Origin of the sequence: Microbacterium sp. STN6 (assembly GCF_026410545.1) — a bacterium.
In the GTDB taxonomy this organism is placed as follows: domain Bacteria; phylum Actinomycetota; class Actinomycetes; order Actinomycetales; family Microbacteriaceae; genus Root112D2.
Map to the genome: position 1 here is coordinate 1,031,042 of NZ_JAPMIT010000001.1, position 22,841 is coordinate 1,053,882.

At 68.2% G+C, this 22,841-nt stretch carries 25 protein-coding genes; 16 read left to right on the top strand and 9 right to left on the bottom strand.

Going from position 1 to position 22,841, the window contains the following annotated elements; genetic code table 11:
* Positions 1 to 9 precede the first annotated feature (9 nt).
* The 3 genes from OSC27_RS04720 to OSC27_RS04730 all read left to right on the top strand — a co-directional run bounded on the left by OSC27_RS04720 (position 10) and on the right by OSC27_RS04730 (position 1,986).
* Positions 10 to 1,065: a TM2 domain-containing protein gene (locus tag OSC27_RS04720; RefSeq protein ID WP_267180238.1), complete on the top strand. Its 1,056-nt coding sequence runs from the start codon at positions 10 to 12 to the stop codon at positions 1,063 to 1,065.
* Positions 1,066 to 1,116: 51 nt separating this feature from the next.
* Positions 1,117 to 1,395: a DUF3892 domain-containing protein gene (locus tag OSC27_RS04725; protein ID WP_267180239.1), complete on the top strand. Its 279-nt coding sequence runs from the start codon at positions 1,117 to 1,119 to the stop codon at positions 1,393 to 1,395.
* A gap of 186 nt (positions 1,396 to 1,581) precedes the next feature.
* Entirely contained in the window at positions 1,582 to 1,986 is a 405-nt protein-coding gene (locus tag OSC27_RS04730; RefSeq protein WP_267180433.1) for a RidA family protein, read from the top strand.
* 41 nt (positions 1,987 to 2,027) lie between these two features.
* On the opposite strand, the gene OSC27_RS04735 is transcribed toward OSC27_RS04730, so the two are convergent.
* Entirely contained in the window at positions 2,028 to 2,483 is a 456-nt protein-coding gene (locus OSC27_RS04735) for a VOC family protein (protein ID WP_267180240.1), read from the bottom strand.
* Positions 2,484 to 2,575: 92 nt separating this feature from the next.
* Between OSC27_RS04735 and OSC27_RS04740 the strand changes: the two genes are divergently transcribed.
* From OSC27_RS04740 to OSC27_RS04765, 6 genes are all read left to right on the top strand, one after another.
* Complete coding sequence (locus tag OSC27_RS04740) at positions 2,576 to 2,920, top strand: ArsR/SmtB family transcription factor (RefSeq protein ID WP_267180434.1); 345 nt, start codon at positions 2,576 to 2,578, stop codon at positions 2,918 to 2,920.
* Positions 2,917 to 3,414, top strand: coding sequence for an SRPBCC family protein (locus OSC27_RS04745; RefSeq protein ID WP_267180241.1), 498 nt, complete (start codon positions 2,917 to 2,919; stop codon positions 3,412 to 3,414). The genes OSC27_RS04740 and OSC27_RS04745 overlap by 4 nt, the downstream gene beginning before the upstream one ends.
* A gap of 33 nt (positions 3,415 to 3,447) precedes the next feature.
* Positions 3,448 to 3,855, top strand: a complete 408-nt coding sequence (locus OSC27_RS04750) for an RNA-binding S4 domain-containing protein (protein ID WP_267180242.1) — start codon at positions 3,448 to 3,450, stop codon at positions 3,853 to 3,855.
* Between the two features lie 157 nt (positions 3,856 to 4,012).
* On the top strand, positions 4,013 to 4,864 hold the full coding sequence (locus tag OSC27_RS04755; protein WP_267180243.1) for a DUF3097 domain-containing protein: 852 nt from the start codon (positions 4,013 to 4,015) through the stop codon (positions 4,862 to 4,864).
* Between the two features lie 195 nt (positions 4,865 to 5,059).
* Entirely contained in the window at positions 5,060 to 5,263 is a 204-nt protein-coding gene (locus OSC27_RS04760) for a cold-shock protein (RefSeq protein WP_267180244.1), read from the top strand.
* A 223-nt stretch (positions 5,264 to 5,486) separates the two neighbouring features.
* Positions 5,487 to 6,947 carry an HNH endonuclease signature motif containing protein gene (locus OSC27_RS04765; RefSeq protein WP_267180245.1) on the top strand — a complete coding sequence of 487 codons (1,461 nt, stop codon included), beginning with the start codon at positions 5,487 to 5,489 and terminating at the stop codon, positions 6,945 to 6,947.
* A 60-nt stretch (positions 6,948 to 7,007) separates the two neighbouring features.
* Here the strand turns inward: OSC27_RS04765 and OSC27_RS04770 are convergent, their stop codons facing one another.
* Entirely contained in the window at positions 7,008 to 8,819 is a 1,812-nt protein-coding gene (locus OSC27_RS04770) for a DEAD/DEAH box helicase (protein ID WP_416348812.1), read from the bottom strand.
* 80 nt (positions 8,820 to 8,899) lie between these two features.
* Between OSC27_RS04770 and OSC27_RS04775 the strand changes: the two genes are divergently transcribed.
* The gene (locus tag OSC27_RS04775; protein ID WP_267180247.1) at positions 8,900 to 9,712 is read left to right on the top strand and encodes an SGNH/GDSL hydrolase family protein; all 813 of its coding nucleotides are present in this window, start codon (positions 8,900 to 8,902) and stop codon (positions 9,710 to 9,712) included.
* Between the two features lie 28 nt (positions 9,713 to 9,740).
* Here the strand turns inward: OSC27_RS04775 and OSC27_RS04780 are convergent, their stop codons facing one another.
* Entirely contained in the window at positions 9,741 to 11,012 is a 1,272-nt protein-coding gene (locus tag OSC27_RS04780; protein ID WP_267180248.1) for a D-alanyl-D-alanine carboxypeptidase family protein, read from the bottom strand.
* Between the two features lie 9 nt (positions 11,013 to 11,021).
* Positions 11,022 to 11,855, bottom strand: coding sequence for a TrmH family RNA methyltransferase (locus OSC27_RS04785; protein ID WP_267180249.1), 834 nt, complete (start codon positions 11,853 to 11,855; stop codon positions 11,022 to 11,024).
* 177 nt (positions 11,856 to 12,032) lie between these two features.
* Between OSC27_RS04785 and OSC27_RS04790 the strand changes: the two genes are divergently transcribed.
* Both OSC27_RS04790 and OSC27_RS04795 read left to right on the top strand, forming a co-directional pair.
* A complete protein-coding gene (locus tag OSC27_RS04790) occupies positions 12,033 to 12,908 on the top strand; it encodes a Sir2 family NAD-dependent protein deacetylase (protein ID WP_267180250.1) in 876 nt (291 codons plus the stop codon).
* 92 nt (positions 12,909 to 13,000) lie between these two features.
* The gene (locus OSC27_RS04795) at positions 13,001 to 13,600 is read left to right on the top strand and encodes a histidine phosphatase family protein (RefSeq protein ID WP_267180251.1); all 600 of its coding nucleotides are present in this window, start codon (positions 13,001 to 13,003) and stop codon (positions 13,598 to 13,600) included.
* A gap of 21 nt (positions 13,601 to 13,621) precedes the next feature.
* On the opposite strand, the gene OSC27_RS04800 is transcribed toward OSC27_RS04795, so the two are convergent.
* Together OSC27_RS04800 and OSC27_RS04805 are read right to left on the bottom strand one after the other, a co-directional pair.
* Positions 13,622 to 14,710, bottom strand: coding sequence for a glycosyltransferase family 4 protein (locus tag OSC27_RS04800; protein ID WP_267180252.1), 1,089 nt, complete (start codon positions 14,708 to 14,710; stop codon positions 13,622 to 13,624).
* On the bottom strand, positions 14,707 to 15,786 hold the full coding sequence (locus tag OSC27_RS04805; RefSeq protein WP_267180253.1) for an alpha/beta fold hydrolase: 1,080 nt from the start codon (positions 15,784 to 15,786) through the stop codon (positions 14,707 to 14,709). Before OSC27_RS04805 ends, OSC27_RS04800 begins: the two co-directional genes overlap by 4 nt.
* 130 nt (positions 15,787 to 15,916) lie before the next feature.
* Between OSC27_RS04805 and treS the strand changes: the two genes are divergently transcribed.
* Together treS and OSC27_RS04815 are read left to right on the top strand one after the other, a co-directional pair.
* Positions 15,917 to 17,623, top strand: coding sequence for a maltose alpha-D-glucosyltransferase (treS, locus tag OSC27_RS04810; protein ID WP_267180254.1), 1,707 nt, complete (start codon positions 15,917 to 15,919; stop codon positions 17,621 to 17,623).
* 86 nt (positions 17,624 to 17,709) lie between these two features.
* Complete coding sequence (locus OSC27_RS04815; protein ID WP_267180255.1) at positions 17,710 to 18,396, top strand: exonuclease domain-containing protein; 687 nt, start codon at positions 17,710 to 17,712, stop codon at positions 18,394 to 18,396.
* A gap of 66 nt (positions 18,397 to 18,462) precedes the next feature.
* Here OSC27_RS04815 and OSC27_RS04820 read toward each other — a convergent pair whose 3' ends face one another.
* The 3 genes from OSC27_RS04820 to glgA all read right to left on the bottom strand — a co-directional run bounded on the left by OSC27_RS04820 (position 18,463) and on the right by glgA (position 20,871).
* On the bottom strand, positions 18,463 to 18,714 hold the full coding sequence (locus OSC27_RS04820) for a type B 50S ribosomal protein L31 (protein ID WP_267180256.1): 252 nt from the start codon (positions 18,712 to 18,714) through the stop codon (positions 18,463 to 18,465).
* A 158-nt stretch (positions 18,715 to 18,872) separates the two neighbouring features.
* Entirely contained in the window at positions 18,873 to 19,664 is a 792-nt protein-coding gene (locus OSC27_RS04825) for an ABC transporter ATP-binding protein (RefSeq protein WP_267180257.1), read from the bottom strand.
* Positions 19,665 to 19,674: 10 nt separating this feature from the next.
* Positions 19,675 to 20,871, bottom strand: a complete 1,197-nt coding sequence (glgA, locus tag OSC27_RS04830; protein WP_267180258.1) for a glycogen synthase — start codon at positions 20,869 to 20,871, stop codon at positions 19,675 to 19,677.
* Positions 20,872 to 20,917: 46 nt separating this feature from the next.
* Here glgA and glgC point away from each other — a divergent pair, with 46 nt between their 5' ends.
* Together glgC and serB are read left to right on the top strand one after the other, a co-directional pair.
* Complete coding sequence (glgC, locus tag OSC27_RS04835) at positions 20,918 to 22,159, top strand: glucose-1-phosphate adenylyltransferase (protein WP_267180259.1); 1,242 nt, start codon at positions 20,918 to 20,920, stop codon at positions 22,157 to 22,159.
* A 13-nt stretch (positions 22,160 to 22,172) separates the two neighbouring features.
* Positions 22,173 to 22,823 carry a phosphoserine phosphatase SerB gene (serB, locus tag OSC27_RS04840; protein ID WP_267180260.1) on the top strand — a complete coding sequence of 217 codons (651 nt, stop codon included), beginning with the start codon at positions 22,173 to 22,175 and terminating at the stop codon, positions 22,821 to 22,823.
* The last annotated feature ends 18 nt before the right edge of the window (positions 22,824 to 22,841 follow it).

The following is a 22,841-nucleotide window of genomic DNA, read 5'->3' on the forward strand; positions in this document are numbered from 1 at the left end:
AGCACACCAATGTCTGACGACAGCCTGCACACATCCGACACCGCACAGCAGGCTCCGCCGCCGCCCATTCCGGCAACACCGCAACCGCCGCTCCCGACGGCGAAGTCGTTCATCGCGGCTTGGCTTCTGGCTCTCCTGCTCGGAATGCTCGGCGTCGACCGGTTCTATCTCGGCAAGGTGGGCACCGGCATCCTCAAGCTCATCACTTTCGGTGGACTTGGAGTCTGGTGGCTCATTGACCTCATTCTTGTGCTCGCCGGCGCCGCTCGCGACAAGAAGGGGCTGCCGCTCCTCGGCTACGCGCAGCACAAGAAGGTCGCCTGGATCGTCACCGGTGCAGTCATCGCGATCTCCATCGTCACCAATGCACTCACTGCGGGGAACCAGCCCGGCACGGACGCAGCGAACAGCGGCGTTGACGCGGTAACAGCGCAGACGACGGATGCCGCGACGCATCCCTCAGATGCAGCGGAGAAAGACTCCCCTGCGCCAGCACCCGAAACGCCGACCGCGCAGTCGTGGGCGGACGAGACGTATGGCACCTTCACGCCGCTAACGCAGACCGGAACGGGCGACAGCCTCATCACGCTGCCTACTGGCGCCACGGCCGGCATCGTCACCGCCACGTACCGGGGCGACAGCAACTTTGCGATCAGCGTGCTGGACGCGAAGAACCAGTCGACTGGTGAACTGCTCGTCAACACGATCGGCGCATACTCCGGTACCACGGCGTACGGCTTCAGCTCGCTCGCTGCGGGCGTCACGTTGCAGATCAGCGGCGCAGGAGCGTGGAGCGTGACGCTCTCACCGGTCTCGACGGCGCCCGATGTGGCGGCATCCGGCAAGGGAGACGCGGTGTTCCTCTATGACGGTGGCGCGGCGAAACTGACCGCGACCCACGACGGCTCCAGCAATTTCACCGTGATGGAAGAGACCGGCAAGGCGTTTCACTACGGGCTGCTCGTCAACGAGATCGGCGCCTATTCGGGCACCGTTCCGCTGAGCGCCGGGCCGTCGGCCATCAGCGTGACGGCCGACGGCAACTGGACGCTCGCGGTCGGATAGCGACCGACGTATCCGCGTCGGTTACACCAAGAGAAAAGAGGACCAATCGTCATGTTCGAGATCACCGGAATAGCCGTGTCGCGCAAGCCACCGACGCTGGACACCATTACGAGCTACTACTTCCAGGGACGGGACGGCGAGATCAGCAAGTGGATGAGCAAGCCAGCGGCCGTCACCTACGTGAGGCAGAACGCGCTGAGCGTCTACGCGAGCGGAGGCGGCAGCCGAGCTTATGTTGAGGTTGTCCAGAACGGCTCGGCGCCGTACCTGCGCACGAAGGGCGACGGTACGACCAGCGACAACCTGCTCTCCCAGAAAATCTACAACTGACGCAGGCAGGGCCGTTGCTCGTTGAACGCGAGTGGCGGCCCTTCTGCCGGTTTGGCGGGCTCGGGTAGCGATCTACTCCCCCAACCCGGCTTACGCGTCGGCGGGAGAATCGGAATTTTGAGTTCCACGGCGAGTCATCACTTCGCGAGTGTCGGTGGCTTCTGCGACAGTCGCCGTATGAGTTCAATGGAGATCACCCGTTTACAGCCTGCCGGACTCGTTGTGAGCCCGGCATTCAGCCACGTCGCCGTCGTGCCTCCGGGCGCCGCGACCATTTACGTCGGGGGCCAGAACGGCGTAGACGCCGCTGGTTCCATCGTCTCGGACGATATTGCGGCCCAGGCGCTGCGAGCGATCGACAATGCAAGCATCGCACTTGAGGCGGCGGGCGCGTCTCTCGCCGATGTCGTGCAGTGGTCGGTGCTCTTCGCCGCCGATGCCGACCTCGGGGCTGCATACCGCGCCATCGCCCCACGACTCGCTGGCGCGGGCGCGCCACCGCTTGTGACGGCCGCGCGGGTAGTCGGGCTCGGCGTGCCAGGGGCACTCATCGAGGTCAGTGCAGTCGCCGCCGTGATGCCGGCCGAATAGAGGGCACAACTAGTCAATGGGCGTCAACTCGATCGGTACAGCTACCCGCGGTACGCCTCGTCAAGCGCGGCCTCGTCGATCTTGCTCATCGTCATCATCGCCTCGAGCACCCGTTGCGCCTTCTCGCGATCCGGGTCTGCGAGATAACGCCCCAGCGCTTGCGGAATGATCTGCCACGAAACGCCGAACCCGTCCTTCAGCCAGCCGCAGCGACCCGGCTCGCCGCCATCGGCGGTGAGCGCATCCCAATACCTGTCGACCTCTGCCTGGTCTGCGCAGTCGACGAAGAGGGAGATGGCGTCGGCGAACGGATGGCCCGGCCCGGCATTCAGCAGCTCGATGCGCTGGCCGGCAAGCTCCAGAGTGGCGCCGAAGAGCCGTCCGTCGGGCAGATCGTTGCGCTGCAGGAGCCGCGAATCCGGGAACACCGAACAGTAGAGGTCGATGGCGTCTGCTGCGTTGTCGTCGAACCAGAGAAAAGGCGTGATGGACGTCATGCCCCATGATGACCGCGAGGCGATAGACGCGTCAACGATTCTGCGCGGCTCCCCTTGTGCCAACCGCGCGCAATGACCTAACATACAACCAAATGGTTGTACAAACGATGAGCGATGCCGAAGCCGATCGCACGTTTCATGCGCTGGCGGATGCGACGCGACGCGATATCACGCGCCGCGTCCTCCAGCGTGAGCAGTCGGTGTCGTCGCTGGCGTGCCGCTACGAGATGAGTTTCGCCGCGGTGCAGAAGCACGTCGCCGTCCTGGAGGCGGCGTCGCTCGTCACGAAGAAGCGGCGAGGCAGGGAGCAGATCGTGCATGCAAACCTCGACGCCCTTCGCAGGGCCGCTCGACTGCTCGATGAGTATGAGCAGCTATGGCGGCATCGTGCCGACACGATGGCGGGAATTCTCGCCGAGACAGGAGAAGAATCATGACCGTTGTGAGCGTACAGAAGGACGCGGAGGCGATGACGCTGACGTTCGTTGCCGAGTTCGACGCCGAACCCGAGCGCGTCTGGGAGCTGTGGGCTGACCCCCGCCAGCTCGAGCGCTGGTGGGGACCTCCCGGCTGGCCGGCGACGTTCGAGCGGCACGAGTTCGCCAATGGGGGCGAGTCGCGCTACTACATGAGCGGCCCCGAGGGCGAGCGTGCGCACGGCTGGTGGCACATCATCGCGGTCGAGCCGAAGCGCACTCTCACGCTCGACGACGGCTTCGCCGATGACAACGGCGAGCCCGTCGACGCCGACGAGCCCACTCGCATGGCTGTCACACTCGAGCCAATCCCCTCCGGCACCCGCATGACGACGGTGGGAACGTTCGCCAGCGCCGACCAGCTCGAGAAGTTGCTCGCCATGGGAATGGAAGAGGGCATGCGGCTGGCGATGGGCCAGATCGATGCCATTCTCGCCGAGACTTCCGGTTCCTAGACCTCTCTCACGGGTCACGTAGAGTCGTCATTCGTGCAGGAGAATTCGACGGCGCGCGTCGACAGCTGGTTGTGGGCGGTGCGCCTCGCCAAGACCCGCTCGGCCGCGACCGCCGCGTGCCGAGCGGGTCACGTGCGCGTCAACGGGGAGCGCGCGAAGGCCGCGCAGCCCGTGAAGGTGGGCGATGAGGTGCGGATGCGCGTTGCTGGCCTCGACCGCATCGTCGAGGTTCGCCGCATCCTCGTCAAGCGCGTGAGCGCCACCGTCGCTGCCGAGAGCCTGACCGATCGCACTCCCCCGCCACCGCCGCGCGAGGAGGTCGCGCTGGCGCCGAAACGCGATCGTGGAGCGGGTCGCCCCACCAAGCGCGAGCGCCGCGAGATCGATCGGCTGCGCGGCAGAGGGCGGGATGATCGGCCGGAGTCCCGCCCTCTCGAGTAAGCCGCGCGAATGCCCTGATCGGTGCGTTCTCCTGGCTCGTTTCAACGCTCCCGTGTCGCATGGCGACAGCCCACTCCGTGAACCCAATGGTACGCCGAAGCGAGCCCGGCGGCATGTCTTCGGCGAGACAAGCACGGCTCGGGCTTAGCCTCACGTGGTGAGTTTCGATCGATACGGGCAGGATGTGCTGTCAGGTGACTGGCGTTCCGCCGGCAAACGCGAGGTGCCGGTGGCCGAGGCGGTGCGCGACCTGGTGGTCGAGGAGGCGGCGTCCGGATGGTGCGGCGCCGTGGTGCGCGTCGAGAACCGCACCGTGGAGCTCGAGGACCGGCATGGGCGCACGCGGGTGTTCCCGCTCGGCGGCGGCTTTCTCATCGATGGCGAGCCCGTGGTGCTGCAGCCGCCGGGGAAGGGCACGGGCACGGGCTCCGGGCACGGGCGGGCGAGGACCGCATCCGGTTCATTCGCGGTCGATAACGCGCCGGCACGCGTGGCCCAAGCCAGCCGCATCTTCGTCGAGGGCAGGCACGACGCCGAACTCGTCGAGCGGGTGTGGGGTGACGACCTGCGCGTCGAGGGCGTCGTCGTCGAGTACCTCGAGGGCGTCGACCATTTGGCGGATGCGCTGGCCGAGTTCTCCCCCGGACCTACGCGGCGAGTGGGCGTACTCGTCGACCACCTCGTGCCCGGCTCGAAGGAGAGCCGCATCGCGAACGAGATCGGGCGCGGTACGCACGGCGGCCACGTGCTGATTCTCGGGCATCCGTATGTCGATGTCTGGCAGGCCGTGAAGCCCTCGCGCCTGGGCCTCGAAGCGTGGCCGGTGATTCCTCGGAACGTCGAGTGGAAGCATGGCATTTGCCAGGCACTCGGATGGCCGCACCGCGACCAGGCCGACGTTGCCCGGGCGTGGAAACGCATTCTGGGCACCGTTCGCAGCTACGCCGACCTCGAGCCGTCGCTGCTCGGAAGGGTCGAACAGCTTATCGATTTCGTCACGGGCGTATAACGAATGTGCCGTGAGGATAGCAACTCTGGGGTGATTGTTGGCTAGGCTTGCGTGAAGTCGTTGTGTTTTGCACGTATGGAACCGCGAACAGACCCACCCGGGGCTGTGCGCGATCCTTTCAGGAGCGGGCGAAGAACACCACGGCCGAGGCCTCGACATCCGGGGTCAAATACACGCTCCTGGAGGAGTTTGCACATGGCAACAGGCACAGTCAAATGGTTCAACGCTGAAAAGGGATTCGGGTTCATCGCCCCGGACGACGGCAGCGCCGACGTCTTCGCCCACTACTCGGCGATCGCCGGTAACGGCTACAAGTCGCTCGACGAGAACCAGAAGGTCGAGTTCGAGGTGACGCAGGGCCCGAAGGGTCCGCAGGCGGAGAACATCCACGCTCTCTGATCTCAACTCATTCGCCTCGTACTGAGGCGGAACAGCGAAGGCCCTGCCGGTTTCGGCGGGGCCTTCGTCGTGCGTGGGGGCGTGGACCGTGACTCCGCTCTCTTCGCTCCTCCTCTCTCTCCGCTCCTCCTCCACAGGTGGGCCGTGTGGGCGGCGCGCGCGAGTTATCCACGGATATCGCCAAACAGTAGAACATATGTTCGATTCTTGAGAGAATTGTCATATGGAATCTCGTGAGGCAGACCCGGCTGACGAAGCCGTGGGAGCAATCGATGAGGCGCAGCGCCTCATCGCCTCCGTGTTCGGCGCGGGCGACTTCGCTGCGGTGCAGCATGCGCAGCTGGTCGACATGCTCGACCTTGCCGAGTCGATTGGTCGGCGGATCGATGCGGCACGAGTTTCGCTTGCCGCCGAGGTCGACGAACGGTCGCGCCGCGAACTCGGCGACGAGCGGCTGTGTGTGAAGTACGGATGCCGCACCGCCTCAGACATGCTCACCAGGGCCACCGGGGTCTCGGCTCGCGAGGCGGCGCGTCGGGTAAAGCTGGGTGGGCAGTTGCGCCGGTGTCCGAGCGGGCTCGGTTCTCCCTCTGCCGCGCTGCCGACTTTGGCGGCGGCCTTTCACGACGGGCGCATCGGCGTGGACTCTGCAGAGGCGATCGCGACGGGGCTCGTGCCGATTCGGCATCGATGTGATGCGCAGGAACTGGCCGCGGCAGAGCGCGCGCTGGTGACGTGCGCCACGGGAGACGTCACCGACGAGAATGCGGGTCTGCCGGGTGCCGGCATGAGGTTCGCGTCAGATCTCGTCCGCGGGCAGGTCGAGGTATGGCGCGCGCGTCTCGACCCGGATGGCGCCGCACCGGATTCCGCCGAGACGCAGGCGCGAAGCCGCATCGGGTTCGGGCATCTGAAAGATGGCGTGTACCCGCTGCGCGGGGCGGTGACGCCGGATCTTCGCGGGATCATGAACGGAATCTTCGAGGCGTACCTCTCCCCCAGAACGACCGCGTCCTTCCCGAGTGAGAAGGAACAGCGGGAGCAAGAGCTGTCGCAGCAGGAACAGGACGCGCCTGGCGCGCTCGACGTCGACAATCGCCCGATCGACGAGAAGCGTGCCGATGTGCTGCGCGGCGTCTTCGAACTGGCGGCACGGCACGCGGAGGCACCCACGATCGGTGGCGCCGCTCCGACGGTCATGGTGCACGTGAACGCGAGCGACCTGGTCGGCGGCGAGGGCGTCGGGTGGGTCGACGGAGTAGACGCGCCCGTCCCACTCGGCACCGTCCGCCAGATGATCTGCGCGGGCGGCTACCAGCAGATCGTGATCGGAGAACGCGGCGAGGTGCTCCATCTGGGCGCCAGGCAGCGGCTCTTCTCAACGGCCCAGCGCAAAGCGATCATCGCCAGAGACGGTGGCTGCGTCATACCGGGCTGCGGGGCGCCGATGCACTCGCTTGAGGTTCACCACGTCGTTCCGTGGCGGCACGACGAGAAGACGGATATCGACAACGGCGTGCTGCTGTGCTGGTTCCACCATCACGAGATCGAGCGATCCGGGTGGGAGATCCGAATGGTCGAGGGCAGACCCTACGTCAAAGCACCGCCGTGGCTCGATCGAACGCAGAGCTGGAGGCCGGCCGCGCAACACCGCGCGGCGCACGCTTCGGGGCGTGCTGCTTGAGTGCGTCAGTGTTCGTGAGTGCCTCGGCGTTGCGTGAGGGCCTCGGCGTTGCGTGAGTGCTCAGCGCTGGCCGAGGCGGCGGCGCAGGATGTCGATGCGGGACTGTAGCTGCGTCACGCTCGCCTGGGCGACCGCCGGGCCGCCGCACGTGCGCCGCAACTCGGCGTGGATGAGACCATGAGGCTCGCCCGTGTTCTTCGAATACAGCCCGACGAGGGCGTTCAGCAGGCTGCGCTGCTCCTTGAGGGTGCGGTAGAGGGGCGCCGGCGGCTCGGAGCCGGTCGGGGCGTCTGCGCCATCCGCTCGTTTGGGTCGCGATGCGGCCCGCTTCGCCTGCCGGGCATGGCGCTGCTTGAGAAGTTCGTGCACCTGCTCTGGCTCGAGGATGCCGGGAAGGCCGATGAAGTCGAGCTCCTCGTCGCTGCCCGGCTCGGCATAGCCGCCGAACTCGCTGCCGTCGTACAGAACACGGTCGAAGGTCGCGTTCGAGGCCAGCGCCTCGAAGGTGAACTCGGCCGTCAGGGCGTCCGACGCCTTCTCCTGGCGGTTCGCCTCGGCCATCATGGCGTCTTCGGGGTTGTAGAGCCCGTCGTCGTCGCCGCTCGACTCACGGTCGAGCGCGTGGTCCCGCTCGAGCTCGAGCTGGGCGGCCAGAGCCATGAGAGTCGGCACGTTCGGCAGGAACACCGAGGCCGTCTCGCCGCGGCGACGTGCCCGCACGAATCGGCCGATGGCCTGCGCGAAGAACAGTGGCGTCGAGGCGCTCGTGGCGTACACGCCGACGGCGAGTCGGGGAACGTCGACGCCCTCGGAGACCATGCGCACCGCCACGAGCCAGCGGGTGGTGCTCGTCGAGAACGCGGCGATGCGGTCGCTCGCCTCCTTCTCGTCCGAGAGCACGAGGGTGGCGGGTTCGCCCGTGAGCGTGTGCAGGATGGTGGCATAGGCCCGGGCCGAATCCTGATCGGTGGCGATGATGAGGCCGCCGGCATCCGGGATCGACTGCCGCACCTCGCTCAGGCGACGGTTCGCGGCCTGCAGCACCGCGGGAATCCACTCGCCCTTCGGGTCGAGCGCCGTGCGCCAGGCCTGCGCCGTGATGTCCTTCGTGTTGCCCTCGCCGAGCCGGGCCTCCATCTCGTCGCCCGCCCGCGTGCGCCAGCGCATGTGGCCGGCGTAGACCATGAACATCACGGGGCGCACGACGCCGTCGGCGAGGGCGCGGCCGTAGCCGTAGTTGTAGTCGGTGAGCGAGGTGCGGATGCCGTGCTCATCGGGAAGGTACGAGACGAACGGAATCGGGGCGGTGTCGGAACGGAACGGCGTGCCCGTGAGAGACAGCCGGCGCGTGGCCGGCTCGAACGCCTCACGGATCGCGTCGCCCCAGCTCAGCGCGTCGCCGCCGTGATGCACCTCGTCGAGGATCACGAGCGTGCGATACGTCTCGGTGAGCTCGCGGTGCAGGCTGGCCTTCGTCGCCACCTGCGCGTAGGTCACGGCCACACCGCGAAAGTGCCTGCCGTAGCGCTTGTCACTGTTCTTGAAGGTGGGGTCGAGACGGATGCCGACGCGCTCCGCGGCCTCGGCCCACTGCCGCTTCAGGTGCTCTGTCGGGGCCACCACCGTGACACGCTCCACCACGCGCCGATCCAGAAGCTCGCGCGCCAGTCGGAGCGCGAACGTGGTCTTGCCTGCGCCGGGGGTGGCGGCGGCGAGGAAGTCGCGCGGCTCGTGTGTGAAGTACGCGTCGAGCGCCTCGGCCTGCCACGCCCGCAGCTTGTTCGCGGTGCCCCACGGTGCCCTGGCGGGAAACGCGGGCGAGAGATGCTCGGCCGCGAAGGTGTTGGTCAGGGGTGAGGCATCCACGTGCATCAAATCTACCTGCTCGCTCTGACAGTCGGCTCGCACCCACACACCCAGAGCGAGCTGCGGCGAGCGTGCAGAATGGAGCAATGGTCATTCAGCATCCGTGGTCCAGGTACGTCGCGCTCGGAGACTCGTTCACCGAAGGCATCGGCGACCCCGAACCGCGAAGCCCCGGTGGTCACCGCGGCTGGGCGGACCGGGTTGCAGAGGTGCTGGCGAGCAAGACCGAGGACTTCGCCTACGCGAATCTCGCGGTGCGCGGCAAGCTGATCCGCCAGATCGTCGACGACCAGGTCGAGCCGGCTCTCGCGCTGCACCCCGACCTCATCACGATCTCGGCGGGCGGCAACGACGTGATCCGTCCCGGCACCGACCCGGACGCCATCGCAGACCTCTTCGACACCGCCGTGCGCCGACTCAGCGTCGACAACGCCACGATCGTGCTGTTCACGGGCGTCGACGTGGGCTTCTCCCCCGTCTTCCGGTCTCTGCGCGGCAAGGTCGCTATCTACAACGAGAACGTGCGCACGATCGCCTCCCGCTACGACTGCATCGTCGCCGACCAGTGGGCACTGCGGGAGGTGCAGGACATGCGCATGTGGTCCGCCGACCGGCTGCACATGAACCCGCTCGGCCACCACACGGTGGCGCGCATGGTGCTGCAGGCGCTCAATGTCGAGAACGACCTGCAGCCGCTCGAACCAGAGCCGCTGCCTCGCGGATCGTGGCGGCAGGCGCGGGCCAATGACCTGTCATGGGCGAGGGAGTACCTGCTGCCGTGGGTGCTGCGGCGCATCCGTCACCAATCGTCCGGCGACAATGTGCTCGCCAAGCGGCCCGACGCCACGCCGTTTGCGCAGCTGGTTGACGAGGTGCGGGGCGGGGAGCAGGGCGACTAGCGCGAGCGAAGCGCGGGATAGGCGCGCCTCAGCGCAGCGCCGCCGGGTTGGTGAGCCGCCACCACAGGTCGGGGCCCTCGACGTCGCCGCTCAGCGTCAGCGACCGTCGCACGACCTCTGAGCCGAGCGTGAACGTCGCTGCGCCCACCGTGGCGCCGGATGCCGCCTCGCGTACCGGCTGCGTCGTCACATCGACCGTGATGGGGGTGTCAGACCACACGAGAAGGCTCGCCGGCTTCGCCGCCACCAGTTGCGCGCTCGACCCCCACGCCGTCGCGTAGTCGCCGAACGTGTGGCCGGCTCCCGTGAGCGTGACCTCGTGAAACCCGGCGCGGGCGCTCTTCACAAGCGAGAGCACCGAGGAATGCAGCTCGCTCTCCCCCGTTGCCCCGAGCACGACGCCCACGATCGTGACGGCATGGGCGCCGAGCGTCAGCGTCGACGAGAACATGAGGCAGTAGCCCGCCTGCGTGGTGGTTCCGGTCTTGATGCCGTCGATGCCGAGGGTGCCGAGCAGTGTGTTGCTGTTCTCCTGCACCCCGGAACCGGGCAGGTCGGCCGACACGGTGTCGACGATCGAGGGCAGGGCCGCATCCGACATGACGAGCTTCGCGATCTCGACCAGGTCACCCGGCGTGCTCACGCTGCCGGGATTCAGCCCGCTCGCGTCGGCGACGTGGGTGCCGCTGAGGTGGTGCGCCGCGAGCCAGGCATTCGCCGCCGTGACGTAGGCGGGCACCGATCCGTACGCCCAGCCGGCCAGAGAAATGGCGTAGTTGTTGGCCGAGGGCAGAAGCATGGCCTCGAGCGCCTGCCGCTCGGTCATGGTGCTGCCCGCCGTCACGCTCGCCCACGAGCCGCCCGCCGTGATCACCGACTTCAGAATGGCCACGTCGTTGTTCGTGAAGGTGATGGACGGGCCGGGATCCGTGGCGCTCGTCAGCGGCTTCTCGTCGAGCACGACGAGGGCGGTGATGGTCTTGGTGATGCTGGCAATAGGCACGGATGCCGCGCTGCCACTCGTACCGAGCGTGCCCTCGTACCCCACGGCCCCAACCGCGGCGGCGCCCGTCTTCGGCCAGTCGAGCTGCGCCGGCGCCTGCGTGATCGTGGTTTGAGCGCCCACCGTGGCGGCGGATGCGGGGATCGGTGCCGCCTGCACCCCGACCGTGTAGCCGACGATCGCGAGCACCGCGAGAATGCCGCCGAACACCGCGAGCCGCCGCCGACGATACAGCCGGCGCCGGGTGGCGCTGCGGGTCTCGCTACGGGTCTCGCTGCGACTCGGCGGGTTCGGCACTACGCCATCCTAAAGGCCGCCGACTGTGCCGTTGATGCGCAGCGCCCAGAGCGCGACGGCGCTCGCGGCGGCCACGTTGAGCGAGTCGACGCCGTGCAGCATCGGGATCGTCACGACGGTGTCCGCGGCCTCGATCGCCTGGCGGGTGAGCCCGTCCCCCTCGGTGCCGAGCACGAGCGCGACGCGCTCGGGCGCATCCGCTGAAAAGGCGTCGAGGTCCACCGCGTCGTCGGCCAGCGCGAGTGCGGCGATGTGGAAGCCCGCGTCGTGCAGCAGCGGCACCGCGTGGGGCCACTCGGGCAGGCGCGTCCACGGCACCTGCAGCACGGTGCCCATGCTCACGCGAACGCTGCGGCGGTACAGCGGGTCGGCGCAGCGCGGGCTCACGAGCACCGCGTCGGCTCCGAGTCCGGCCACCGAGCGGAAGATGGCGCCGACGTTGGTGTGGTCGACCACGTCTTCGATCACGACGACGCGCCGCACGTCACGCAGCAGGTCGGCCGGGTCGGCGAGGGCAGGCCGGTGCATCGACGCCAGCGCGCCTCGGTGCAGGTGGTAGCCGGTGAGGCGCTCGAGCACGTCGGCCGCGGCGACGTAGAGGGGCACGTCGGTGCTGCCTCCGTAGTCCGCGAGCAGCGCCTGCACGTCAGCGAGCCACTGCTCCTGCAGCAGCACCGAGCGCGGCCGGTGCCCCGCGGCAAGCGCCCGCCGGATCACCTTCGTCGACTCGGCGATGTAGAGGCCGCCTGCCGGTTCCGAGACGCGGCGCAGCGCGACATCCGTCAATCGTGAGTAGTCCGCGAGAGCCGGATCGCCGAGATCCTCAATGCTGATGACCGTCATAGACTCGCGCCGACTCTCTCCCGCATGCCCGCTCATCGGGCCCGCATCGAATCAAGACTGCCACCCGATGGAAACATTCTCGAAAACTGCGCTGTTTACACTCAGGTGAGGTGTGCGTCGCGGCTGCGGCGCCCACGACGTGTCTGCACGACGCGTCTGTCAGACGAAGGGCAGCGGATGGCCGCGATCGCGCCACAGGCAACACCCGACGGGCGGGCCCTGCCTGCGCACCTCGCCCGCCTGCTCGACGAGGCCGCCTCTGCGTTGCGCGGCCGGAGGGTCGTCGCGCTCACGGGTGCGGGTATGAGCACTGACTCCGGCATTCCTGACTACCGCGGCGAGGGCTCGCCGAAGCGTACACCCATGACGATCCAGCAGTTCCTCGGCGACGAGATGTTCCAGAAGCGGTACTGGGCGGGCAGCCACCTCGGCTGGCGCCGGTTCCGGGCGGCCGAGCCGAATGCGGGCCACATCGCGCTCGCCGGGCTCGAGGCCGCCGGGGTGGTGACGGGGGTCGCTACGCAGAACGTCGACGGGCTGCATACGCGTGCCGGCTCGGGCCGTGTCGTGGACCTGCACGGGTCGATGGAGAGGGTCGTGTGCCTCGACTGCGGCCAGGTGTACTGGCGCGAGGACATCTCGGGGCGCATCGAGGAGGCGAATCCGTGGCTAGAACAGCCGGGTGCGGTGAAGATCGCGCCGGATGGCGACGCCGAGGTGCTGCACTTCGAGGACTTCGTGCTGCCCACCTGCACGGTGTGCGGCGGGCGGCTGAAGCCCGACGTGGTGTTCTTCGGCGAGTTCATTCCGAAGCAGAGGTTCCGCCAGGCATCCGGTCTCGTCGCTGCGGCGGACGCGATGCTCGTCGCGGGGTCGTCTCTGGTTGTCAACTCGGGCATTCGCCTGCTGGAGCAGGCGCGGCGGCGGGCGCTGCCCATCGTCATCGTCAACCGGGGCGAGACGCGAGGCGATGCGCGCGCGACCGTTAAGCTGGACGCGGGAACGTCCGAGACGCTGCAGGCGCTCGCGTCGCGTCTGACGGCTGACAGCTGACCGGCTGGCGGCCTGGCCGCCTGGCCGCCTGGCGGCGTCGCAGGCCGACGAGAGCGCACCTGCCGGCGATAACCGTACCGGAAGGAGCAGGCGTGACCAGACTCGCGCTCGTTCGGCACGGCCAGACCGACTGGAATCTGGCTCGTCGCATTCAGGGCACGAGCGACATTCCGCTCAATGAGACGGGACGCGCCCAGGCGCGGGCGGCGGGTCTGCTGCTGGCCCGCCGGCGCTGGGATTCGGTGTGGGCGAGCCCGTTGTCTCGTGCGTTCGAGACGGCCGGCATCATCGCCGCCGAGAACGGGCTCGGTGAGCCCGGCGTTCTCGAGGGCGTTGCCGAACGCGCCTACGGTAAGGCGGAGGGCCTGACGAGCGACGAGATTCTCGAACGCTTCCCCGAGGGCGCCGTGATCGAAGGTCAGGAGACGCGCGCCGAAGTGGTGGAGCGCGCGCTGCCCGCCCTCGTCGAGCTCGCCGAAGCGCATCCGGGTGAATCGCTCGTGGTGGTGAGCCACGGCGGCGTCATCGGGTCGCTCGTACGGCACGTCACCGAGCACGCGCTGCCGGGTCCTGGCCAGCTGATTGCGAACGGATCGGTGCACGACTTCCTGTACGAGCACGGCGTGATGCGGCTCGATCGGTTCAACCAGTCGCCGGACGACCACGACCTGATCACGGCAGCGGTGCAGTAGGGGCCTGCACGATGCGCCGGCTCAGCGCAGCCGGCGGCGGGTGCGCGCTGCGGTCGCCGTCAACACCGTAAGCAGGTGCTCGGCCGAGGCCTCCCAGGTGAACCGTTCCGCCTCGCGCAGCGACCGCGCTGAGCGCTCCGCCCACTCACCCGGCTGCTCGAGCGAGCGCACGGCGGCGGCGAACGAACCCGGGTCGTCTGGGTCGGCGAAGAGCGCGGCCGCTCCCCCGATCTCACGGAAGATCGGGATGTCGCTGACGATGACCGGCGTGCCGAGCCGCATGGCCTCCACGAGCGGGATGCCGAAGCCCTCGTCCCGCGAGGCGCTCACGAGTGCCGTGGCCTCGCCGAGCACGCGCGCGTACTCCTCGTCGCTGGCGCCGTCGTGGAACACCAGCGTGGCGCCGTCGGCGGTGGCCTCGAGGCGGGCTCGCTCGGCATCCGTGACCCGGCTCATGAGGTGCAGTTCGTAGCCGGGCAGGGCGGATACGGCGGCGGCGAGCGTCTCCACATTCTTGTACGGCATGAACGAGCCCATGTACACGAGGCTGCGTCGTGCGGGTGCCGTGCGGGCTACCGGAGCCGGGCCGGGCAGCGCGTCTGCCGCGTTCGGCACCACGCTGACGGGCCGCCTGGTGAGGTGGTGCCGGGCGATCAGTTCTTTGGTCGTCTCGGAGACGGTGACGATCGCGTCCGCGCGGTTCAGCAGCATGCGCTGCGGCCACCACGACAGGTGGTAGAGCCGCCACAGCAGCCGGATCGGCCACGGCAGGTCGCGCGGGGGCGTGCGGTGCTGGTAGTAGATGAGGTCGTGAACCGTGAGCACGAGTCGGTAGTTGCGACCCCACGAACCCATGGTCTGCATGGGCGAGAACACCACATCGGGGTGCAGCGCGTTGACCTGGTGCGCGACAAGCGGTTCGCGGATGCTGGTGGGCCCGCTCGCCAGCTGCCACGGCAGGTCGGGCAGCATCTCGAGCTGCCGGTGGTCGCTGATGAGCATGGTGAGCGGATGCCGCCGGCCCAGCGCCTCGACCAGTCCGGCGGTGTAGCGGCTGATGCCGTCATGCCTGCCGATGCGCGTGTACCGGCAGTCGAAGACGATTCTCACGAGGCCGAGCCCTGGTCGTCGGTCGGGTTCTGGTTCTGGTTCTCGGTCTCGTTCTGGTTCTCGTTCTGGTTCTGGTTATCGTTCTCAGCGAGGAACTCTCGCACGAACGCGGCGGCCTGCGCCGGAGCCTCGTAGTGGATCAGGTGGCCCACGGCGGGGATCACGCGCAGGGTCGCGTCGGGGAAGAGCGTCGCGAGCCGGCGCTGCGCTGACAGCGGCGTGATGTCGTCGCGCTCGGAGGCGACGAGCAGGGTCGGCGTCTCGATGCGCGCCGCAAACATGCTCACGTCGTTCTGCACGGAGGCGCGGAATGCCTCGAGCACCACGGTTCGGTCCCGGAAGGCGCTGAAGTAGAGGTCGTGCTGGCGATGGATCCAGCGACGCAGGCCCTTCTGGCGTGTCTTCGCCATGGCGATGCTCATGACGCGCACGATGAGCCGGTTGCGCAGCAGCGCGAAGCCGACGCGCTCGGGAAGGCGGGCGGCGAGCCAGTAGTAGAAGACGGCCAGACGCGTGAGAACGCCGCGCGGCCCGGAGAGGGCGGGCGAGCCGATGGGGTTGACGAGCACGACGCGCTCGGGATCCAGATGGTCCGTCGCCGCTCGCGCCGCTGGCGCCACTGGCGCCACTGGCGCTGCGGGCGAATCCGGCGCCGCTGGCGAATCCGGCGCCGCTGGCGAATCCTTCAGCGCGGCCCGTTCAGCCAGTGCCGCGGCAACGATGATCGAGCCGAACGAGTGGCCGAGCACGACGAGCCTGCCCTCGCCGGCGACGTTCGTCGTGAAGGCGCGCAGCCAGCGGGCATAGCCGTCGATGTCGTGCGGGCCATGGGCGAGCGGGTCGGAGGCGCCGAACCCGGGCAGGTCGGGCGAGAGGAGGCGCATCCCGCCCAATTCTGCGACGATCGGCTCCAGGCCGTGGTGGTCTCCGCGGAAGCCGTGCACGAAGACGATGGTCGTCTCGGCCGAGGCGTCGCCGTACTCCCAGTAGTGGGTTCGCGCGCCGTCGATCACGCGAGAGTGGGCCCGAACCGGGATGCGGTCGAGCTTCGTTGCGTATGGCGACGGCACGTTCATCGCCTCAAGTCTAGGCAGAGGCGGCGCTCGCTCCGTGCGAACGCCTGCGACCCCTTGCCAACCCGTGCGAACCCGTGCGAACCCGTGCGAACCCGTGCTGACCTGCGTGAAGCCTGCCTAGACTCGAATCATGTCGTTCACCGCACCCATTCAGCTGCCGGGCCTGACCCTCGACCCGCTGTGGTATCGCCGGGCCGTGTTCTACGAGGTGATGGTGCGCTCGTTCGTCGACTCCAATGGCGACGGGGCCGGCGATCTGCAGGGACTCGTCTCGCGCCTCGACTACCTGCAGTGGCTCGGAATCGACGCGTTGTGGCTGCCGCCGTTCTTCAACTCGCCGCTTCGCGACGGCGGGTACGACGTCTCGGACTTCTACTCGATCCTGCCCGAGTTCGGCACGATCGACGAGTTCAAGGATCTGGTGACCAAGGCGCACGAGCGCAACATGCGCGTCATCATCGACCTTCCGCTGAACCACACGAGCGACGCCCACGAGTGGTTCCAGGCATCGCGCAGCGACCCCGACGGCCCATTCGGCGACTTCTACGTGTGGAACGACACGGACGAGAAGTGGCCGGACATCCGCATCATCTTCACCGACACCGAGGATTCGAACTGGGCGTTCGACTCCGAGAGGCGCCAGTTCTACTTCCACCGCTTCTTCTCGCACCAGCCCGATCTGAACTTCGAGAACCCGGCCGTGCACGAGGCCGTGTTCGAGGTGATCCGCTACTGGCTCGACATGGGCGTCGACGGGTTCCGCCTCGACGCCATCCCCTACCTCTACGAGTCTGACGAGGGCAACGGCGAGGGTGAGCCGCCGACGCACGAGTTCATCAAGACGCTGCGACGCATGGTCGACAGGGACTACCCGGGCCGTGTCATGATCGCCGAGGCGAACCAGTGGCCGCGCGAGGTGGCGGCCTTCTTCGGCACCGACGAGGAGCCGGAGTGCCACATGGCGTTCGACTTCCCCGTGATGCCGCGCATCTTCTACTCCCTGCGCAGCCAGCAGGCCGACGAGCTCGTGAACGTGCTCTCTGAGACCACCGACATTCCGGATGGCGCGGGCTGGGGCGTGTTCCTGCGCAACCACGACGAGCTCACCCTCGAGATGGTGAGCGAGGAGTACCGGCAGGCCATGTACGGCTGGTATGCCTACGACCCGCGGATGCGCGCGAACATCGGCATTCGTCGGCGTCTGGCCCCGCTGCTCGACAATTCGCGCGCCGAACTCGAACTCGCGCACGCGCTGCTGTTCTCGCTGCCCGGCAGCCCGTTCCTGTACTACGGCGACGAGATCGGGATGGGCGACAACATCTGGCTGCCGGATCGCGACTCGTCCCGCACGCCCATGCAGTGGACCCCGGATCGCAACGCCGGCTTCTCCTCAGCCGACCCCGGCAAGCTGTTCCTGCCCGTCGTGCAGTCGCTCGTCTACCACTTCAACCAGGTGAACGTGGAGTCGCAGCTGGCGCAGTCCCGTTCGCTGCTGCACTGGGTGCGCAACGTCATTCACACGCGCAAGGCTCACCCGGCCTTCGGCCTCGGCGACCTCACGGTGCTGTCCGTCGACAACCCCTCCGTGCTCGCGTTCGTGCGGCACTACGAGGGCAGCGACAACCCCATGGGCGACTCGCGTGAGGATGTGCTGTGCGTGTTCAGCTTCGCGCACAACCCGGTCTCAGCCACCATCGAGATCCCGGAGTACGCGGGCCTGAACACGTACGACCTTTTCGGTGGCGCACAGTTCCCTGGCATCGGGGACGACGGCCGCCTCACGCTCACCCTCGGCACGCAGAGCTTCTTCTGGCTGCACATCGCACCGGCACGGTGAGCGCAAGGGGGCGTGAGTGGGACCGTGCGTGAGTGCCACGGCGCGTGAGGCCGGGCGATGTCGGAGGTCGCCTCTAGGCTGGCCGCATGGCTGGATGGCACGATGAACTGAGCGTTTTCGACCTCGAGACGACGGGAGTCGACGTCGAGACGGCGCGCATCGTCTCGGCGCACGTCGGGGTGCTCGACACCGACGGCGCAATCGTCGAGCGGCTCGACTGGATCGTCGACCCTGGTGTCGAGATTCCTGAGGCGGCGACCGCCGTGCACGGCATCACCACCGCACGTGCCAGGGCCGAGGGGCGAGAGGCGCGCGAGGCCGTGAGCGAGATCGTCGCCGCCCTGCGCACGCTGCTGAACCGCGGACTGCCCATCGTGGCGTACAACGCGCCGTACGACCTCACGCTGCTCAACCGTGAGGCCACGCGGTACGGCATCACGCCCCTCGCGACGCCCGCCCCGGTGATCGACCCGCTCGTCATCGACCGCGCCGTCGACAAGTATCGGCGTGGCAAGCGCACGCTCGAGGTCACGTGCGGCCACTACGGGGTGAGCCTGGTGGGGGCGCACGACGCGGGCGCAGACGCCGTGGCCGCCGGCCGCGTCGCCCAGGCCATCGCGCGCGCCTACCCGGCCGAGCTCGGCATCGACGCCGCAGAGCTGCACCGGCTTCAGGTGCGCTGGTGCCTCGAGCAGGCCGCGGACTTCCAGGAGTACATGCGCCGGGTGAAGGACCCGCAGTTCACGACGTCGGGGCTGTGGCCGGAGCGCTGAGCGTACGCGAAAGGGCGCCCGGTCGAAACCGGGCGCCCTTTCCTCATGAGGCGTTTGAGCTTTGGTCTACTTGCCGAAGCCCTTGAAGCGCTGGTTGAACTTCTCCACGCGACCGGCGGAGTCGAGGATGCGCTGCTTGCCCGTGTAGAACGGGTGCGACTCGGACGAGATCTCGACGTCGATGACGGGGTAGCTGTTGCCGTCCTCCCACTCGATCGTCTTGTCGCTCGACACGGTGGAGCGGGTCAGGAACGTCGCGCCCGATGCGAGGTCGCGGAAGACCACGGGTGCGTAATCGGGGTGAATGTCAGACTTCATCAGGACTTCCTTGCGTCGTTGTGATCATTCGCCATCCCTCGGCGCGCTCAGGCGAACCGATGACGGGATGGGAAAGTGTGTGTGGCACCAAGGCCAGCTACCAATAATAGCAGAGGGGCCGGGGTGCGCTGTGCGGCCGGAGTGTGCTGTGCGAGTTCCTACGCGCTCTGCGCGGCGCGGGCCGTGTAGCGGCCGTCGCGCTCGGTGAGCTCGATCTCGAGGCCGAACGTGCGCTGAAGGTTCTCGCCCGTGAGCGATTCGGCCAGGGGGCCCTCGCTCACCACGTTCCCATCGGCGAGCAGCAGCGCATGCGTGAAGCCACGGGGAATCTCCTCGACGTGGTGGGTGACCATGACGATGGCGGGCGACCGTGGGTCGCTGGCGTAGCCGCCGAGCAGTTGCAGCAGCTCTTCCCTCGAGCCGAGGTCGAGGCTGGCCGCGGGCTCGTCGAGAAGCAGGATCTCCGGGTCGGTCATGACCGAGCGCGCGATCTGCACGCGCTTCTGCTCGCCATCGCTCAGCGAGCCGAACTGCCGCTCGGCGAGGTGCTCGAGGCGCCACTCGGCGAGAACGCGCCGGGCACGACGCGTGTCGATCTCCTCGTACTCCTCGTTCCAGCGGCCGGTGACCGCGTACGCGGCGGTGAGCACCACGTCGAGCACACTCTCGCGCGGCGGCACGCGCCGGGCGAGAGCGCTCGAGGCGTAGCCGATGTGCGGCCGCAACTCGGCCAGGTCCGCCTGCCCGAGCGTGGCTTCCAACACCTCGACAGTGCCGCTCGTGGGGTGGCTCGTCGCCGAGGCGAGCTGCAGCAGCGTCGTCTTGCCTGCGCCGTTCGGCCCGAGGATGACCCAGCGCTGCTCCGGTTCGACGGCCCAGTCGAGCGAATCGAGAATGGTGTTCCCGTCGCGCACGACGGAGACTCCGGAGAGCTTGAGAACGCTGGCCATGCGACTAAGCCTACCCGGCTGCCTGGCCCAGAACGCGCGCGTAGAGCTCCATGGTTCGGCCCGCGATGCGGTCCCAGCCGAACTCCTGCTCGGCGCGGCTCCGGCCGGCCGCGCCCATGGCGGCGGCCGCATCCGTGTCTGACACCACCTCGTTCAGGGCGTCGGCCAGGTCGCGCACGAATCGCTCAGGGTCCACCGGCGTGCCGGTGCCGTCGTCGAGCTGTTCGATGGGCACGAGGCGGCCGGTCACGCCGTCGTCGACGACCTCCGGGATGCCGCCCGTCGCCGTTCCCACGACGGGAAGCGCGCACGCCATGGCCTCGAGGTTGACGATGCCGAGCGGCTCGTAGACCGATGGGCAGACGAAGACGGTGGATGCGCTCAGCACGGCAGACAGCTCGGCCTGCGTGAGCAGCCGGTCCAGCCAGACGACGCCCTCGCGCTCCTGCTGCAGCTCACGAACGAGGCCCGTGACCTCGTCCAGGATCTCCTGGGTGTCCGGCGCCCCCGCGCACAGCACGAGCTGCACGTCGTCTGGCAGGCTCCTGGCCGCGCGCAGCAGGTACGGCAGGCCCTTCTGCCGGGTGATGCGGCCCACGAAGACGACAGCGCGTCGATCCGGGTCGACGCCGAGTGAGCGGGCGAGATCGCGGTCGTCAGAGGGATGCCAACGGCCCAGGTCGATGCCGTTGTAGACGGTGTGCACCTTCTCGGGGTCGAGCTCCGGGTAGCTGCGCAGGATGTCGCGGCGCATGCCGTCGCTCACGGCGACCACCGCATCCGCTGACTCGAACGCCTGGCGTTCGATCCAGCTCGAGACCCGGTAGCCGCCGCCGAGCTGTTCCGCCTTCCACGGCCGCAACGGCTCGAGGCTGTGCGCGGTCACCACGTGCGGGATCCCGTGCAGAAGCTTCGCGATGTGCCCGGCGCCGTTCGCGTACCAGGTGTGCGAGTGCACGAGGTCGGCGCCGTCGGTATCCCGCGCGATGACGAGGTCGACGCCGAGCGTGGCGATGGCCGCGTTCGAGCCGCGCAGCTCGACGGGAACGCCGTACGCCGTGGTGTCGGGCTCGGCCCGTTCCGCGCCGAAGCAGCGCACCCGCACCTCGATCTCGCCGCGCATGGCGTGCACGAGCTCGGCGACGTGGACGCCCGCTCCCCCATAGATCTCAGGCGGATACTCTCGGGTAAGCAGATCGACTCGCATGACGTGAACGCTAGTACAGGCAAACGCTTCGCTCTACTGTGGAGGCATGGCAGGGATGAAGATCTTCGGGATCGTGCTCGCGGGCGGCGAGGGCAAGAGGCTGATGCCGCTCACCGGGGACCGGGCGAAGCCTGCCGTTCCCTTCGGCGGGCAGTACCGGCTGATCGACTTCGCGCTCTCCAACCTCATCAACTCCGGGCTGCGCCAGGTCGTGGTTCTCACCCAGTACAAGTCGCACAGCCTCGACCGCCACGTCTCCCAGACGTGGCGGCTCTCTGGTCTTCTTGACTCGTACGTCGCCTCGGTGCCTGCGCAGCAGCGTCTCGGCAAGCGCTGGTTCAGCGGGTCTGCCGACGCCATTCTGCAGAGCCTCAATCTTCTGCGCGACGAGAAGCCCGACATTGTGGTGGTGGTCGGCGCCGACCACGTGTACCGCATGGACTTCGACCAGATGATTCAGGCGCACATCGCCTCCGGCGCGCCGGCGACGGTCGCCGCGATCCGTCAGCCGATCTCGCTGGCCGACCAGTTCGGCGTGATCCAGGTGAACGAGAAGGAGCCGACGCGCATCGAGGCGTTCCTCGAGAAGCCGAAGGATCCGGTGGGCCTGCCCGACGCGCCGCACGAGGTGCTGGCTTCGATGGGCAACTACGTCTTCGACGCGCAGGCGCTCATCGACGCGGTGATCCGCGACGGCGACCGGCCGGATTCGAGCCACGACATGGGCGGTGACATCATCCCCGACTTCGTCGCCCGCGGCGAGGCCGGCGTGTACGACTTCAAGCGCAACGACGTGCCAGGCTCCACCGACCGCGACCGCTACTACTGGCGTGATGTCGGCACGATCGACTCGTTCTTCGAGGCCCACCAGGACCTCATCTCCGCGCTGCCGGTGTTCAACCTGTACAACAACGAGTGGCCCATCTTCAGCCAGCAGGTCAACTCCCCGCCCGCCAAGATCGTGCGAGACGGCCGGGGCGACCTGGGAACGACCATCGACTCCATCGTCTCGCTCGGCTCCGTCATCTCCGGCGCACACCTGGAGCGAAGCGTGCTCGGCCCGTGGGCGGTCGTGGAATCCGGCGCGCATGTCGTCGACTCGGTCGTGTTCGAACGGGCCGACATCGAGCCGAACGCGTATGTCGTGCGGGCTATCCTTGACAAGGATGTCGTGGTCAGCGCGGGCGCGAAGGTCGGCGTCGATCCGGCGCGAGACCTCGCGAGAGGCTTCACCGTCACGGAATCCGGCATCACCGTCGTCGGCAAGGGAGTACACGTCGTTCCATGAAGCAGCACGCTCGATGAGCGCCCAGGCGGCCCGGTTCCTTCTCGTGCTCGACGCCGACTCCACGCTGATCCATGACGAGGTCATTGAGCTGCTTGCGGATGCCGCAGGCTCACGCCCGCTCGTCGCTGACATCACCGAGCGAGCCATGCGTGGCGAGATCGACTTCGCGCAGAGTCTGACCGAGCGCGTCGCAACGCTCGCGGGGCTCGAGGCGGGCGTCTTCGACGAGGTGCGCGAACGCATCCGCGTGACCGATGGCGTGCCGGAGCTCATCGCCGGAGTGCATAGGGCCGGCGGCCTCATCGGCGTCGTCTCGGGCGGCTTCCACGAGGTGCTCGACCCGCTCGCGGCGTCGCTCGGCGTCGATCGGTGGCGGGCGAACCGGCTCGAGAGCGTCGACGGGCGGCTCACCGGCGCCGTGCGCGGCGGGATCGTGGACGCGCAGGCGAAGGCGCGCGCCCTCAGCGAGTGGGCCGACGAGGCCGGCGTACCGATCGAGCGCACGATCGCGGTGGGCGACGGCGCGAACGACCTCGCCATGATGGAGAGGGCCGCACTGTCGGTGGCGTTCAATGCGAAGCCGCGCGTGCGTGAGGCAGCCGACGTCGCGATCGGCGGGCGCGACCTCAGCCAGGTTCTGCCGTTGCTCGGCCTGCGCGGCTGACGGCTGCCGCGGGCGCTT